General features: G+C 55.5%; 14 protein-coding genes and 1 riboswitch. Of the genes, 9 read left to right on the forward strand and 5 right to left on the reverse strand.

Features of this window, described 5'->3' with window-relative positions; translation table 11 throughout:
- Positions 1-54 precede the first annotated feature (54 nt).
- The 3 genes from AB1287_RS18115 to AB1287_RS18125 all read right to left on the reverse strand — a co-directional run bounded on the left by AB1287_RS18115 (position 55) and on the right by AB1287_RS18125 (position 3,360).
- Complete coding sequence (locus tag AB1287_RS18115) at positions 55-645, reverse strand: Slp family lipoprotein (RefSeq protein ID WP_435618678.1); 591 nt, start codon at positions 643-645, stop codon at positions 55-57.
- Positions 646-686: 41 nt separating this feature from the next.
- Positions 687-1,382 (reverse strand): tRNA (adenosine(37)-N6)-threonylcarbamoyltransferase complex dimerization subunit type 1 TsaB, encoded by a 696-nt coding sequence (gene tsaB / locus AB1287_RS18120; RefSeq protein ID WP_435618679.1) that lies wholly within the window; start codon positions 1,380-1,382, stop codon positions 687-689.
- Between the two features lie 67 nt (positions 1,383-1,449).
- The gene (locus AB1287_RS18125; RefSeq protein WP_435618680.1) at positions 1,450-3,360 is read right to left on the reverse strand and encodes an ATP-dependent DNA helicase; all 1,911 of its coding nucleotides are present in this window, start codon (positions 3,358-3,360) and stop codon (positions 1,450-1,452) included.
- A 131-nt stretch (positions 3,361-3,491) separates the two neighbouring features.
- Here AB1287_RS18125 and AB1287_RS18130 point away from each other — a divergent pair, with 131 nt between their 5' ends.
- Complete coding sequence (locus AB1287_RS18130; protein WP_319627893.1) at positions 3,492-3,836, forward strand: RidA family protein; 345 nt, start codon at positions 3,492-3,494, stop codon at positions 3,834-3,836.
- A gap of 98 nt (positions 3,837-3,934) precedes the next feature.
- Here AB1287_RS18130 and AB1287_RS18135 read toward each other — a convergent pair whose 3' ends face one another.
- Complete coding sequence (locus AB1287_RS18135; protein ID WP_312625925.1) at positions 3,935-4,114, reverse strand: YoaH family protein; 180 nt, start codon at positions 4,112-4,114, stop codon at positions 3,935-3,937.
- Between the two features lie 86 nt (positions 4,115-4,200).
- On the opposite strand from AB1287_RS18135, the gene pabB reads away from it, so the two are divergent.
- The 4 genes from pabB to AB1287_RS18155 all read left to right on the forward strand — a co-directional run bounded on the left by pabB (position 4,201) and on the right by AB1287_RS18155 (position 9,398).
- On the forward strand, positions 4,201-5,556 hold the full coding sequence (gene pabB, locus AB1287_RS18140; RefSeq protein ID WP_435618681.1) for an aminodeoxychorismate synthase component 1: 1,356 nt from the start codon (positions 4,201-4,203) through the stop codon (positions 5,554-5,556).
- 3 nt (positions 5,557-5,559) lie between these two features.
- A complete protein-coding gene (locus AB1287_RS18145; RefSeq protein ID WP_312625927.1) occupies positions 5,560-6,138 on the forward strand; it encodes a CoA pyrophosphatase in 579 nt (192 codons plus the stop codon).
- 174 nt (positions 6,139-6,312) lie between these two features.
- Positions 6,313-7,677, forward strand: a complete 1,365-nt coding sequence (gene sdaA / locus AB1287_RS18150; RefSeq protein ID WP_312625928.1) for an L-serine ammonia-lyase — start codon at positions 6,313-6,315, stop codon at positions 7,675-7,677.
- 128 nt (positions 7,678-7,805) lie between these two features.
- On the forward strand, positions 7,806-9,398 hold the full coding sequence (locus tag AB1287_RS18155) for an EAL domain-containing protein (RefSeq protein WP_435618682.1): 1,593 nt from the start codon (positions 7,806-7,808) through the stop codon (positions 9,396-9,398).
- Positions 9,399-9,401: 3 nt separating this feature from the next.
- Here AB1287_RS18155 and yoaE read toward each other — a convergent pair whose 3' ends face one another.
- Positions 9,402-10,961, reverse strand: a complete 1,560-nt coding sequence (gene yoaE, locus AB1287_RS18160) for a CNNM family cation transport protein YoaE (RefSeq protein WP_435618683.1) — start codon at positions 10,959-10,961, stop codon at positions 9,402-9,404.
- Between the two features lie 454 nt (positions 10,962-11,415).
- Here yoaE and manX point away from each other — a divergent pair, with 454 nt between their 5' ends.
- The 4 genes from manX to AB1287_RS18180 are packed head-to-tail and all read left to right on the forward strand — an operon-like array spanning position 11,416 to position 14,610.
- Positions 11,416-12,378, forward strand: coding sequence for a PTS mannose transporter subunit IIAB (gene manX, locus AB1287_RS18165; RefSeq protein ID WP_312625931.1), 963 nt, complete (start codon positions 11,416-11,418; stop codon positions 12,376-12,378).
- Positions 12,379-12,436: 58 nt separating this feature from the next.
- Entirely contained in the window at positions 12,437-13,234 is a 798-nt protein-coding gene (locus AB1287_RS18170) for a PTS mannose/fructose/sorbose transporter subunit IIC (RefSeq protein ID WP_312625933.1), read from the forward strand.
- A 12-nt stretch (positions 13,235-13,246) separates the two neighbouring features.
- Positions 13,247-14,098 carry a PTS mannose transporter subunit IID gene (locus tag AB1287_RS18175; RefSeq protein WP_312625935.1) on the forward strand — a complete coding sequence of 284 codons (852 nt, stop codon included), beginning with the start codon at positions 13,247-13,249 and terminating at the stop codon, positions 14,096-14,098.
- A gap of 56 nt (positions 14,099-14,154) precedes the next feature.
- Entirely contained in the window at positions 14,155-14,610 is a 456-nt protein-coding gene (locus tag AB1287_RS18180; protein WP_312625937.1) for a DUF986 family protein, read from the forward strand.
- Between the two features lie 199 nt (positions 14,611-14,809).
- Positions 14,810-15,005: riboswitch (yybP-ykoY riboswitch) on the forward strand.
- The last annotated feature ends 1 nt before the right edge of the window (position 15,006 follow it).

The raw sequence follows: 15,006 nt of genomic DNA on the forward strand, positions 1-15,006 counted from the left end.
ACAAAAAGAAACAGCGGACAAGCCGCTGTCTCAAAACGATTTAAAAACAATGCATTATTCAGTCACGATGGTCTGCACCTGCGCCGGGCCCGGGTTATACCAGCCCCAGCCGCCGTAGCCGTAACCACAGCGATGGTGATAGCAGCCGCCGCCCCAGTAGGGGTCAATCGGCTGAGGAGGCATTACGACCTGCTGCGTCACGCGCCAGCGCTTGTAGCCGTTCGCCTGCATCACCATGTAAGTGTATTCGGTGTCGCCAATTTTCCCCTTCGCGGTGCCGGTAATCGGTCCGACGACGGTGACCAGCTGATTGCGGAAATCAACCGGGTCGAGGAAGCCGTTTACATCCGCATAAATACGGCCACGGGAAGGGGTTCCCAGGCCCGGGCGCGCGCCTTCATCGAGCGGCACGGTGGCAATTTCCAGACGGGTTTTACCGGTCTGGTTTTTAACATTCACCACTTTGCCACCGAAGCGGGCTTCCTGGCCGACATAAAGCTGCGGCGCAGCCATTACGCGAACCAAATCCTGCTGTGGCGTCGGGCTCGTGCCCTTGATTTCATCCGGTACCGACACGCATCCACTTAGCGCGGCAATGACCAGCCCAGCCAGTAACCCACGTACTACCTGTTTGCGACTCGCCATGATGAGACTCCTTTATTTCTCAGTGCTTATGTCACTAAGATTCATTCCCGACCGGGAAGTTTCTTCCACGCCACTTCATTACGTAAATAAACAGGTTCAGCCTGTTCGACGGCAACGGTTTTGCGCGCGGCGAAAAGCTGACAAGCCAGCGGCAACATGTCTTCTGCTTCCGGCAACAGCGTATCGCCGTTTACCCGCGTCACAGCGGTGTCATTCGCCATATCCGGCCAGGCCTGCCAGCCTGTACCCACTGTAGCCCACTCGCCGTCAAGCTGCTTCAACCGGGCGTTAACGGCTTCAGGTTTCAGCACGGCTTCGGTCGCTTCGCCGTGCCAGACGCCTTGTTCATCACGCTGATACTCGGCCCAGTAGACTTCACCCATGCGGGCGTCAATGGCAGCCAGCACGCGGGTTGCCCCCGTTTTACGGAATGCACCCTGCGCCATAGTCGCCAACGTCGACACGCCAATCATCGGCAAATTTGCACCAAGCGCCAGTCCCTGGGCGATGCCGATGCCGATACGGACGCCGGTAAAGCTGCCTGGCCCACGGCCAAACGCCAGGGCGTCGAGGTCGGTCAGGGCAGTAGCGGTTTCGGTGAGAATATCCTGCACCAGCGGCAGAATACGTTGAGTGTGTTCGCGGGGGCAAAGCTCGAAGTGAGCCGTGGTGGCACCGTCATTCCACAAAGCCGCAGAACAGGCTTCTGTGGCGGTATCAATAGCCAGAATTCGCATAGGACGTCGCGCTCTCGCAATAGCGGGTCAACAAAATGGCGCGCATCTTATCACAGTTCGCCGTAAATTACCCCACAGAGAGACCGGCGAGAAAACGCACGGCCCGGCTGATATCACGGGTGCGCGGGGTCGGTGGCAGGCTGGATAAGAACACCGCGCCGTAGGGGCGCATCACCAGGCGGTTATCGCAGATGACCAGTACGCCGCGGTCGTCAATATCGCGGATAAGGCGCCCGACGCCCTGCTTGAGGGTAATCACCGCATCCGGAAGCTGCACATCATCGAACGGATCGCCGCCCCGCAGACGGCAATCTTCCATTCGCGCTTTCAGCAGCGGATCTTCCGGCGAGGTAAACGGCAGTTTGTCGATGATCACCAGCGACAGCGCATCGCCGCGTACGTCCACCCCTTCCCAGAAGCTGCTGGTCGCCACCAGCAGGGCATTCCCCGCGCTGACGAACTGCTGTAAAAGCTGACCCTTGCTGGTTTCCCCCTGCAACAGCACAGGCAGATCGAGTATTGAACGGAACTGTTCAGCAAGGTCACGCATCATGGCGTGCGAGGTGCAGAGCATAAAGCAGCGGCCGTTGTTGGCCTCAATCATTGGGCGCAGCATCGCGGCCAGCTGTTTCGCACCGCCGGGCTGATTAGGCAGCGGCAAATTTCGCGGCACGCAGAGCAGCGCCTGTTTTTCGTAATCAAACGGGCTCGGCAACAGCAGAGATTCAGCCTCATCAATCCCCAGGCGCGCCGTGAAATGGTGCAGATCGTCGTTTACCGACAGGGTTGCCGAGGTGAAGATCCAGCTCCCCTCTTTCTGCGCCATCACTTCTTTGAATTTATCGGCCACCGTGAGCGGCGTGAGCGCCAGGGTGAAATGCCGGGACGTACACTCATACCAGTAGCTGTAGCCCGGCTGGTTAATCTCTTTCAGTCGCTTGAGGCGGGCGCGGTACAGCGTGGCTCGCTCAAAGGCGGCGTCGAGCAGGGCCGAACGGCCAAGTGAGAGTTTTGCCACGTCATAGCAGAGCTCAAGCGCATCATCGAGCAGCAGCAGTGCGCGTTGAATGCCGCTATCTGCCAGCAGTTCACGCAGGTTGCCGCGATAGCCCGGTTCGCCGAGCTGCAGGCGGAAATCCTGCGTCGCCTGGGCCAGACGATCGGCACATTTTTGCAGCTGCTGGGTGTCTTTCACTTCGGTGCGGTAAGCGATAGTGATGTCTTTCGCCATGTCGAGCAACTGACGGCTGGAGAGCGACTGACCGAAATACTGGCTGGCGATGTCCGGCAGCTGATGGGCTTCATCGAAAATCATCACTTCCGCTTCGGGAATCAGTTCACCAAAGCCCCCCTCTTTCACCACCATGTCGGCGAGGAAGAGATGATGGTTGACCACCACCACGTCGGCATCCATCGCCTTTTTACGCGCTTTGACCACAAAGCAATCTTTATACAGTGGGCAGTCGCTGCCGAGGCAGTTGTCGTTGGTACTGGTCACCAGCGGCCACGCCTGGGAATCTTCCGCCACGCTGACGCAGGTGCTGATGTCGCCGTCTTCGGTCTGGTTCACCCAACTTCGCAGAATAATGACGTCGCTCAGCGTCTGGACGGGGAGATCGCCCCCGGCAATCGCCTGCTGTTCGAGACGCTCAAGGCACAGGTAGTTGGAGCGGCCTTTCAGCAAGGCCAGCCTGCCGGTAAATTTCAGGGCTTTGGCGACGGTTGGCAGATCGCGGCTGTAGAGCTGATCCTGTAGCGCTTTAGAGCCAGTGGAGATAATGACCTTCTTCTTTGCGCGCAGCGCAGGGGCCAGATAGGCGTAGGTTTTGCCCGTGCCGGTACCCGCTTCCACCACCAGCGGACGCGTTTCTTTGATGGCCTCCGCCACTGCCTGCGCCATCTGACGCTGCGGTTCACGCGGTTTAAAACCGGGTATCGCTTTGGCTAACTGCCCGTCTGTTGCAAAATCGTCCGTCACACTGCCCCCTGTAAATCTGGACAGTGATTATGTCAGCGCGGGGCGAGTTGTACCAGCCTGAAGGATGACGTGATGTCGACATTGTGGCAATCTTGCGGGCGTTTGAAGGAAAACCGACGAAGGAAACTAAGATGACAATCGTACGAATTGATGCCGAAGCCCGCTGGTCTGACGTGGTGATCCACAACCAGACTCTCTACTACACCGGCGTGCCGGAAAATCTCGACGCCGATGCGTTCGAACAGACCGCCAATACCCTAGCGCAGATTGATGCGATTCTGGAAAAACAGGGCAGCGATAAATCACGCATTCTGGATGCGACCATTTTTCTCGCCGATAAAGCGGATTTCGCTGCAATGAACAAGGCCTGGGACGCGTGGGTGGTTGCCGGGCATGCGCCAGTGCGCTGCACCGTGCAGGCCGGGCTGATGAAGCCACAGTATAAGGTTGAGATTAAGATTGTAGCAGCCGTATAAATCGCAGCCCTGTTGCCCGCAACAGGGTTTTATGTTTGCGCCCTCTCCCTGTGGGAGAGGGTTGGGGTGAGGGCATCAGGCCGCACGGTATTCTATTACTACTCGTCTTCGTCCTCAAAGCGCGCCACTATCCGCTCACCGGTGTGGCTGGCGCGTAGCTCTTCGGCCACTAACGTAATTGCCTGTCCGCTACTCATCCCCTGAGACATTAACTCCTGGATACGTTCGACCGCTTTCTGCTGCTGGTCGTGACTCAGTGAAGGTAATCCTGCAAACATGGTGAACTCCTGATACATTGTGGGCGCTTATTATTTCATGCCGCCTGCACATTAGCCAGCGGGCGGCGTCAGATGGATTGAGGTCGATGTTGTCCCCTGCTGTGATTACGCTGCCCTGGCGTGCCGACGCCGCTGAACACTATTTCACTCCCCTTTCCGCTCAGCCCTGGGCGATGCTGCTGCACTCAGGGTTTGCCGAACACGCTCATAACCGGTTTGATATTCTCGTTGCCGATCCGGTTGTCACGCTGGTAACGCGAGGAGCACTCACGCTGATTACCCACGATGGAGAGCAAACAGAGTCGCCAGCCGATCCGTTAGCGTTGTTAAAACAGACGCTGGCAGCCTGCGAATTACCGGTTGCCTCACATCCCGAGCGCCCCTTCCAGGGCGGCGCGCTGGGCCTGTTCGGCTACGATCTTGGCCGACGTTTCGAAACGCTGCCTGAAAGCGCAGAGGCTGATATTCACATGCCGGACATGGCCGTCGGCATTTATCGCTGGGCGCTGATTGTCGATCATCAGCGTCAGCGCGTGTCGCTGCTGAGTCACGATGACCCTCATGTCCGCCTCAAATGGCTTGAAGCACAGCAAGTCACCGATGCTAAACCGTTTACATTGACCTCGGCCTGGCGCTCAAACATGACGCGCGAAGCCTACGGCGAGAAATTTCGCCAGGTACAAGCGTATCTGCAAAGCGGCGACTGTTATCAGGTCAATCTGGCACAGCGCTTTGAAGCCCGTTATTCCGGTGACGAATGGCAGGCGTTTTGCCGGCTCAATCAGGCCAACCGGGCGCCATTCAGCGCCTTTATTCGCCTGAAGGAGAGTGCCATTCTGAGCCTTTCCCCTGAGCGCTTTATTCAGCTTGAAGGTCAGCAAATTCAGACACGCCCCATCAAAGGCACGCTGCCGCGCCAGGCCGATCCCGGCGCAGATGCTGAGCAGGCTGAAAAACTTCGCTCATCGCCAAAAGATCGGGCCGAAAACCTGATGATTGTCGATTTGATGCGCAACGATATTGGCCGCGTGGCGGTACCCGGTAGCGTGCGAGTACCGGAGCTCTTCGTGGTTGAGCCGTTCCCGGCAGTGCATCATCTGGTGAGTACGATTACCGCCAAACTGCCGGAATCGCTCCACGCCACCGATCTGCTGCGCGCGGCGTTTCCCGGCGGCTCCATCACCGGCGCGCCTAAGGTCCGGGCGATGGAAATCATCGATGAACTCGAGCCCCATCGCCGCAATGCCTGGTGTGGCAGCATTGGCTATATCAGCCTGTGCGGCAATATGGACACCAGCATCACCATTCGTACGCTGACGGCAACAGGCGGCAGAATCGTCTGTTCCGCGGGCGGCGGCATTGTGGCTGACAGCGACGAGCAGGCGGAATATCAGGAAACTTTTGATAAAGTGAACCGCATTTTGCAGCAACTGGAGTCGTAACCGATGGCACACCCGGACCTTAAGCTTGACGATTTTATCTCCCGCTTTCAGCTTCTGCGCCCACAGCCAACGAAAGCCTCGCTAAATCAGCGCAAAGCCGCGGTGCTGATCCCAATAGTGCGTCGTGAGGTACCGGGCCTGCTGCTGACCAAACGCTCCTCGCAGCTGCGCAAGCATGCCGGACAGGTTGCCTTTCCCGGCGGAGCCGTTGACAGCGGTGACGCCTCCCTGATCGCAGCTGCCCTGCGCGAGGCGCAGGAAGAAGTGGCGATTCCCCCGGAATCGGTTGAAATCCTTGGCGTACTGCCACCCGTAGACAGCGTGACGGGTTTTCAGGTGACCCCCGTCGTCGGCATTATTCCGCCCGATTTGCACTATCACGCCAGCGTCGATGAAGTTTCTGCCGTCTTCGAAATGCCGCTGGCCGAAGCCCTGCGCCTTGGGCGCTATCATCCGCTCGATATCCACCGTCGCGGTAACTCACATCGCGTCTGGCTCTCCTGGTATCAGCATTATTTTGTCTGGGGAATGACCGCCGGGATTATTCGTGAGCTGGCCGTGCAAATTGGCATGAAACCTTAACTATACTGTGGATAACGGCTTATGCGATCCACCCCACGCTATTAGTAAAATCGGGGTGAAGCATTAGTTTAATTCATGTGAATAGTTAAGCTGCGTTACCGGTTCCCTCTTACACTATGCGCAGTTATTACATCGTTATCGGAGCTTTCCGGTAACCCTGTCAGGAGTGTTAAAGTGATTAGTCTATTCGACATGTTCAAGGTGGGGATTGGCCCCTCATCTTCCCATACTGTTGGCCCAATGAAGGCCGGGAAGCAGTTCGTCGATGATCTGGTCGAAAAGGGAATGATCGATGACGTGACCCGCGTAGCGGTTGACGTTTATGGTTCACTGTCATTGACCGGTAAAGGCCACCATACTGATATCGCCATCATTATGGGTCTGGCGGGCAACATGCCGGACACCGTAGATATCGACGCTATTCCGGCGTTTATTCGCGACGTGGAAACCCGCGGACGTCTGCTGCTGGCGAACGGTCGCCGCGAAGTTGATTTTCCGCAGGACGACGGCATGCGCTTTCGAAGTGACAACCTTTCGCTGCATGAGAACGGCATGTCCATTCACGCTTTCGCGGGTGATAAGGTTATCTACAGCAAAACCTACTATTCCATCGGCGGCGGTTTTATCGTCGACGAAGAGCATTTCGGCAAGGATACCAGCGGTGATGTCACCGTGCCTTACCCGTTCAACTCCGCCAAAGAGATGCTCGACTACTGCAAAGAAACCGGCCTGTCGCTCTCCGGCATGGTGATGCAGAACGAACTGGCGCTGCACAGTAAGAAAGAGATTGAAGACTATTTTGCGAACGTGTGGCAGACCATGCAGGCCTGTATTGACCGCGGTCTGAATACGGAAGGTGTGTTGCCTGGCCCGCTGCGCGTACCGCGTCGCGCCGCTGCACTGCGCCGTATGCTGGTGAGCCAGGACAAGACTAACAGCGATCCGATGACGGTAGTCGACTGGGTCAATATGTTCGCGCTGGCGGTGAACGAAGAAAACGCCGCCGGTGGCCGCGTAGTAACGGCTCCGACCAACGGCGCCTGCGGCATCGTTCCGGCCGTGCTGGCTTATTACGATCACTTTATCGAACCCGTCAGCCCGGAAAGCTATATTCGCTACTTCCTGGCCTCCGGAGCGATCGGTGCCCTGTACAAGATGAACGCCTCTATTTCTGGTGCTGAAGTTGGCTGTCAGGGTGAAGTGGGCGTCGCTTGCTCAATGGCCGCTGCGGGTCTGGCCGAGCTGCTGGGTGCCAGCCCTGAACAGGTTTGCGTGGCGGCTGAAATCGGGATGGAACACAACCTCGGCCTGACGTGCGACCCGGTTGCCGGGCAGGTTCAGGTGCCGTGCATCGAACGTAACGCCATCGCCTCCGTGAAGGCAATTAACGCCGCGCGTATGGCAATGCGCCGCACGAGTGAGCCGCGCGTTTCGCTCGATAAGGTCATCGAAACCATGTACGAAACCGGCAAAGACATGAACGCCAAATACCGCGAAACGTCGCGGGGCGGCCTGGCCATCAAAGTACAGTGTGACTAATCCCTCCTCGCCCATCTCCTACAGATGGGCGATTTTTTTACCCTCCCCTCTTTTTTTATCCGCAGAGCACTACACTTGCTCTGTTGACGCTAACAATTGAGTTGGCGGTCGCCAAGTGAGCGTCAGTCATGCATACAGCCCAGAATCTGATTAAGGGATACCGCCGCAAGCGAATCATCATCTCTCTGATGGTGGCGCTGATCGTTTTGCTGCTGACGTTTGGCCTGCGATTTATTTCACAGCGCGACTTAAATCAGCTGCGCATTGATGCATACGCACGTCATGCCGTAGACAGCTTCGACAAGATTTTGATGCCGATTGCAGGCAAACGCCATGAGCTGGTCAGCCTCGTCGGTCAGCCCTGCGACAACGTTCATCTGCCGCTTCGTAAACAGGCGGCAGCCATGCAAACGCTGCGTTCCATTGCGCTGGTTAAATCCGGCGTTCTCTATTGCTCCAGCGTGTTTGGCGACCGGGACGTCGTCCTGCGTCAGCGCCAGCTTTCGCTGCCCGATCCGCAACCCAGACTGCTGCTGGCAACGGATGAAACGCTGCTTAAAAACTCCCCTATTCTTATTCAGTGGTATCCCGCCTCGCAGGACGGCGAAGATGGCGTCATGCTGACTATCAATATTCATCTGCTGAGCTCGCTGCTGCTGGAACCCCAGGAACCGATAATCCGTCGGGTGGTAGTGTCCGTTGGACACCGCTATTACAGCGAATCACAGGGCATCAGCGACACGTTTCGGCTGGCCGATGACGAGCAGATGGTCACACGTCAGTCTGAACTTTTTCCTTTCAGCATCAGCGTGACCACGCCCGGTGCGGGCATGCTCGCACTTGAAGACCTTCCTTCCCAGGCGCCGCTGGCGGTGATCCTTGCCCTGCTTTTGAGTTCCGTAGCATGGATTGCCACCGCCGGACGGCTCAGCTTTACCCGTGAAATCATCCATGGCATGGCACAGCGCGAATTTGAGCTTTATTGCCAGCCGCAGCTGGATACCCGTAGCCAGCAGTGCACCGGCGTGGAAATTCTGCTGCGCTGGAAAAACCCACGTCTTGGCTGGATTTCACCAGAGGTTTTTATTCCTGTCGCCGAACGCGAGAACCTCATTGCACCACTGACCCGCTATGTGTTCGTGGAAACGATTCGTCAGATCGATTATTTTCCGGCCGACCCGCAGTTTCATATCAGCATTAACGTCGCCTCCAGCCATTTTTTGCAAGGAGTGCTTCTGCGCGACGTGAACCAGTACTGGTTTACCGCTCATCCCAAACAACAGCTGGTTCTGGAAGTTACCGAACGTGACAGCCTGCAGGGCGTTGATTACCGACTTGTACGCGAGCTACACCGCAAAGGCGTGCGTCTGGCGATCGACGATTTTGGCACCGGGAACAGCGCCCTGTCGTGGCTGGAACAGCTGCGCCCCAACATCCTCAAAATCGATAAATCCTTTACCAACGCGATTGGCACCGATGCGGTGAATTCCACGGTAACGGATATTATTATTTCGCTCGGCCAACGCCTGAATATCGAGCTGGTAGCAGAAGGTGTGGAAACGCCGCAGCAGGCACATTATCTGCGTCTGCACGGCGTGCATGTTTTACAAGGATATCTTTATGCGAAGCCCATGCCGCTGGCGGAGTTTCCGCACTGGCTGGCAGGCGGAACTCTGCCGCCGAAGAAACATAACGGGCATGTGCTGCCCGTTATTCTTTGAGGATTACTCTTCTTCGTCGTACAACGAAGGTTGTTTCACCACCCGAACCAGATCCACGCGGTAGTTGTTCGCTTCGACGATGGTGATGTCCAGCGGGCTCAGACTCAGCACATCGCCCACCTGGGGAATATGGCCGTTGTGGGCAATCACCCAGCCCGCCACGGTGGCAATGTCATCGTCATTGCTGAGCAGCGTGTCCAGACCCAGTGTTTGCTGTAACGCATGGAGATCCGTTCCTCCCTTCACCAGCCAGCCATCGCCGTCAGTGACGATCTCAGGCGTTTCATCGGCATCAGGGAACTCACCGGCAATGGCTTCCAGGACGTCCAGCGGCGTCACCAGCCCCTGAATCATGCCGAATTCGTCGGTGACGATCACGAAGCTTCCACGGGCACGACGCAGCACGCCAAGCAGGTTAATCGGATCCAGCGTTTCCGGCACCACAATCGCAGGCGTTGCAGAGGCCATCGCGGCAACGTCTTCACCCGCTTCGAGCGCTACCAGCATTTCTTTGGCGCGTACGATACCGATAATTTCATCCAGTTCACCGCGACATACCGGGAACAGACTGTGCGGAGAGGAGAGCAACTGCTGGCGAATTTCATCGTCGCTGAGACTAATGTCCACCCAGCTGATTTCACCGCGTGGCGTCATGATACTGCGCAGTGAACGGGAAGCCAGGGTCAGCACGCCGTTAATCATGTAACGTTCTTCATCGGCAAACGCCCCTTCCGGCACGGGTACCGCGACCGGGTTTTCAGCATCATGCTGCACAACGGTCTGTTTGCGGCCGCCCATCAGGCGCAGGATTGCATCTGCAGTGCGGGCACGCAGCGGCACGTTCGACTGGTGCTTAATAAAGTTGCGACGGGCAATCTGATTGAACAGCTCGATGACGATCGAGAAGCCAATCGCCGCGTACAGGTAGCCTTTCGGAATATGGAAGCCAAAACCTTCCGCAACGAGGCTCAGGCCAATCATCAGCAGGAAGCTCAGACAGAGCACTACCACCGTCGGATGCTGGTTGACGAAGTTCGTCAACGGCTTCGAGGCAAGCAGCATCACGGCCATTGCGATCACGACCGCCGCCATCATCACCGGAAGATGGTTCACCATACCGACAGCCGTAATCACCGCGTCGAGGGAGAACACCGCATCAAGCACCACAATCTGTGCCACAACCACCCAGAAACTGGCATAGCCTTTGCCGTGGCCAGCGTCATGCTGACGGTTTTCCAGCCGTTCGTGCAGCTCCGTTGTGGCTTTGAACAGCAGGAAGATACCGCCGAACAGCATGATTAAATCACGCCCCGAGAAGGCATAGTCCCAGACGCTGAACAACGGCCGGGTCAACGTCACCATCCACGAGATAACCGACAGCAGAACCAGGCGCATGACCAGCGCCAGCGACAGGCCGATCAGGCGCGCTTTATCACGCTGCTTTGGCGGCAGCTTGTCGGCGAGAATGGCGATAAACACCAGGTTATCAATACCCAGCACAATCTCGAGGACGACCAGCGTCAGCAGGCCAGCCCAGATTGAAGGATCCATTATCAGTTCCATGAATGACTCCTGCTAAAGGCAATGCCTGTCATCGCCCTGTCAAAAACAGACGTGACTATCTCGGTGCGGTAAAAAAGGGGTGAATGCGTGGCAGCAGCGTGCCTGAAGGGAAGCTGGCGTCGGTGACGGTCCATATTGCGGGCTATGCCCTATACTCCTGAGTGTTTAAACGGAACGTAAACATATCAGACAGACCGGATAACTGGAAAAATATTTACGTCTTTTTGCATTCATCCGAAGGGTTTACGCGATGATTTTTTGCGCTCCAAAATTATCGTTTCCGGATGAGTAAATTACGGATCTTCATCACATTAATTATTTTTTCACTATCTAAAATAATTCACGGATGTAATGAGTTATTCATCTCTAACCCCTATCTGAATCGATTCGGTGAAAGCCAGCGGTTCATTAAACGGCAGTGGTTTTGTCGTAACGATAATAAAGGAGGTAGCAAGTGACGATTGCTATTGTAATAGGCACACATGGTTGGGCTGCAGAACAGCTTTTGAAAACGGCAGAAATGCTGTTGGGCGAGCAGGAAAACATCGGCTGGATCGACTTCGTTCCAGGCGAGAATGCAGAAACGCTGATCGAGAAGTACAACGCGCAGCTTGCAAAACTGGATACCAGTAAAGGCGTGCTGTTTCTCGTCGATACATGGGGTGGCAGCCCGTTCAACGCTGCAAGCCGTATTGTCGTCGATAAAGAGCATCATGAAGTTATCGCGGGCGTAAACATTCCTATGCTGGTCGAAACGCTGATGGCGCGTGACGACAACCCAAGCTTCGACGAACTGGTGGCGCTGGCGGTCGAAACCGGCCGGGAAGGCGTGAAAGCGCTGAAGGCAAAACCGGCGGTGAAAGCAGCACCTGTGGCTGCGGCCCCGAAAGCGAACGTGCCAGCTAAACCGATGGGCCCGAATGACTACATGGTCATTGGCCTTGCGCGTATCGATGACCGTCTGATTCACGGACAGGTTGCGACCCGCTGGACCAAAGAAACCAATGTGACCCGCATTATCGTTGTCAGCGATGAAGTTGCCGCCGACACAGTGCGTAAAACGCTGCTGACTCAGGTTGCGCCTCCAGGCGTGACGGCACACGTGGTTGATATCGCGAAAATGATCCGCGTATACAACAACCCGCAGTATGCCGGTGAGCGCGTGATGCTGCTGTTTACTAACCCGACTGACGTCGAACGCATCGTTGAGCAGGGTGTGAAAATCACCTCCGTCAACATCGGCGGGATGGCATTCCGCCAGGGCAAAACGCAGGTCAACAACGCCATTTCGGTTGATGAGAAAGATATCGAAGCGTTCAAGAAGCTGAATGCCCGTGGCATTGAGCTCGAAGCACGTAAAGTGTCTACCGACCAGAGACTGAAAATGATGGATTTGATTGGCAAGGTTGGCAAATAACCTGCCCTGTCGCTCGCTGAATTTTCTCACTTAAGGCTTACGTTATAGGAGAAGTACAATGGAGATTACCACTCTTCAGATTGTGCTGGTGTTCGTCGTCGCGTGTATCGCAGGTATGGAATCCGTACTCGATGAATTTCAGTTCCACCGTCCGCTGGTGGCCTGTACCCTGATTGGTGCAGTCCTCGGTGACATGAAAACCGGTATTATCATCGGTGGTACCCTGGAAATGATCGCCCTGGGCTGGATGAACATCGGTGCAGCCGTTGCGCCGGATGCAGCACTGGCGTCCATCATCTCTACCGTTCTGGTTATCGCGGGTCACCAAAGCATCGGTGCCGGTATCGCGCTGGCTATCCCACTGGCCGCAGCAGGCCAGGTTCTGACCATTATCGTGCGTACTATCACCGTTGCCTTCCAGCACGCGGCGGATAAAGCAGCAGATAACGGCAACCTCACGGCCCTTTCCTGGATCCACGTATCATCCCTGTTCCTGCAGGCGATGCGTATTGCAATCCCTGCAGTTATCGTCGCTATCTCTGTCGGTACCAGCGAAGTTCAGAGCATGCTGAATGCGATCCCTGAAGTCGTGACCGGCGGTCTGAACATCGCAGGCGGCATGATCGTGGTTGTTGGTTACGCAATGGTTATCAATATGATGCGTGCCGGCTACCTGATGCCGTTCTTCTACCTCGGCTTCGTTACCGCGGCATTCACCAACTTCAACCTGGTTGCTCTGGGTGTGATTGGTGCAGTTATGGCAATTCTGTATATCCAGCTGAGCCCGAAATACAATCGTGTTGCAGGTGGCCCGGTACAGGCTGCTAACAACGATCTCGATAACCAACTGGACTAACAGGTGAGCGAAATGGTTGATATGACAAAAACGACTCCTGAGAAAAAACTGACTCAGAGCGATATCCGTGGCGTGTTCATTCGTTCTAACCTTTTCCAGGGCTCATGGAACTTCGAACGTATGCAGGCGCTGGGCTTCTGCTTCTCCATGGTGCCGGCTATCAAACGCCTGTATCCGGAAAACAACGAAGCGCGTCGTCAGGCAATTAAGCGTCACCTGGAATTCTTTAACACCCATCCGTACGTTGCCGCGCCGGTTCTCGGCGTAACACTCGCGATGGAAGAGCAGCGTGCTAACGGCGCAGAGATTGACGATGGTGCCATAAACGGTATCAAAGTCGGTCTGATGGGTCCGCTGGCTGGCGTGGGTGACCCTATCTTCTGGGGTACCGTGCGTCCGGTCTTCGCCGCGCTCGGTGCGGGTATCGCGATGAGCGGTAGCCTGCTCGGTCCTCTGCTGTTCTTCATCCTCTTCAACGTTGTCCGTCTGGCAACCCGTTACTACGGGGTGGCTTACGGCTACCGTAAAGGTGTGGACATCGTTAAAGATATGGGCGGCGGCTTCCTGCAGAAGCTGACTGAGGGGGCGTCAATCCTCGGCCTGTTTGTCATGGGGGCCCTGGTTAACAAGTGGACGCACGTGAACATTCCGCTGGTGGTGTCGACCATCACCGGCCAAGATGGGCAAACTCGTGTGACCACCGTGCAGACTATCCTTGACCAGCTGATGCCGGGCCTGGTGCCGCTGCTGCTGACCTTCGCCTGCATGTGGCTGCTGCGTAAGAAAGTGAACCCGCTGTGGATTATCGTTGGCTTCTTCATCATCGGTATCGCGGGCTATGCTGTAGGCCTGTTGGGTCTGTAATTCTGCTGTCCATAACCGGGGCCTTTTTGGCCCCGGTTTTCATTTCTGGAGGGGTAATGACTATCACGGACTGGGTGCTTGTCCTGTTTATCGTGGCGCTGCTGGCCTGGGCCATTTACGATCAATTCATCATGCCGCGTCTGAAAGGTCCCGTTCTGCTGGCAATCCCCCTGCTCCGCCGCGGCCGCGTCGACGGGATTATTTTTGTCGGCCTGGTGGCGATTCTTATTTATCAGAACGTTAATGCCCACGGTCAATTAATAACCACATGGTTATTATGTGCGCTGGCGTTAATGGGGTTATATCTGTTCTGGATCCGCACGCCAAAAATCATTTTTAAACAGGATGGCTTTTTCTTTTCCAGCGCATGGATTGCGTGGCCACGCGTCAAAGCAATGAATTTATCTGAAGACGGTGTTCTGGTGATGCAATTAGAACAGCGTCGTTTACTGGTACGTGTAAGGAATATCGACGACCTCGACAGAATTTACAAACTTGTTTCAAATCAGTAAATTAAAATTATAGCAATGGCTATATATGCCGTTATTGTGCGCAGCGCGTATTATAGCCATGGCTATATCCCCTCCTTTTTCCACCTCATATTAATTAACGTTTTCATCACCGTTAAATTCAAATGAAAATCGTTATCACTTGACAATTTTAATAACCGTTTTTTGTTATTGTTTTATTTTCTCAAATTATGTTAAGGTTGCGCCCGTCGTTGGGGAGTAGCCGATTTCCTTTCCCGGAAATGTACGTGTCAACATACTCGTTGCAAAACGTGGCACGTACGGTTCATCACAAGATGAGCAGGCGAGACCATAGACATATCACTGCTATACGTCGGATGTGACGTATTTTTACTGGGGGCAGCGGTATGTCATATGGATATTTCCCCGGTCAGGACA

The organism is Scandinavium sp. UTDF21-P1B (assembly GCF_040750395.1).
In the GTDB taxonomy this organism is placed as follows: domain Bacteria; phylum Pseudomonadota; class Gammaproteobacteria; order Enterobacterales; family Enterobacteriaceae; genus Scandinavium.

Excerpts from the sequence above, each read along its gene's own strand:
- AB1287_RS18135 (WP_312625925.1), bottom strand. The coding sequence starts at position 4,114 with ATGTTTGCAGGATTACCTTCACTGAGTCACGACCAGCAGCAGAAAGCG.
- AB1287_RS18170 (WP_312625933.1), top strand. The coding sequence starts at position 12,437 with ATGGAGATTACCACTCTTCAGATTGTGCTGGTGTTCGTCGTCGCGTGT.
- AB1287_RS18145 (WP_312625927.1), top strand. The coding sequence starts at position 5,560 with ATGGCACACCCGGACCTTAAGCTTGACGATTTTATCTCCCGCTTTCAG.
- AB1287_RS18155 (WP_435618682.1), top strand. The coding sequence starts at position 7,806 with ATGCATACAGCCCAGAATCTGATTAAGGGATACCGCCGCAAGCGAATC.
- AB1287_RS18130 (WP_319627893.1), top strand. The coding sequence starts at position 3,492 with ATGACAATCGTACGAATTGATGCCGAAGCCCGCTGGTCTGACGTGGTG.
- tsaB (WP_435618679.1), bottom strand. The coding sequence starts at position 1,382 with ATGCGAATTCTGGCTATTGATACCGCCACAGAAGCCTGTTCTGCGGCT.
- yoaE (WP_435618683.1), bottom strand. The coding sequence starts at position 10,961 with ATGGAACTGATAATGGATCCTTCAATCTGGGCTGGCCTGCTGACGCTG.
- AB1287_RS18175 (WP_312625935.1), top strand. The coding sequence starts at position 13,247 with ATGGTTGATATGACAAAAACGACTCCTGAGAAAAAACTGACTCAGAGC.
- AB1287_RS18180 (WP_312625937.1), top strand. The coding sequence starts at position 14,155 with ATGACTATCACGGACTGGGTGCTTGTCCTGTTTATCGTGGCGCTGCTG.
- AB1287_RS18115 (WP_435618678.1), bottom strand. The coding sequence starts at position 645 with ATGGCGAGTCGCAAACAGGTAGTACGTGGGTTACTGGCTGGGCTGGTC.
- pabB (WP_435618681.1), top strand. The coding sequence starts at position 4,201 with ATGTTGTCCCCTGCTGTGATTACGCTGCCCTGGCGTGCCGACGCCGCT.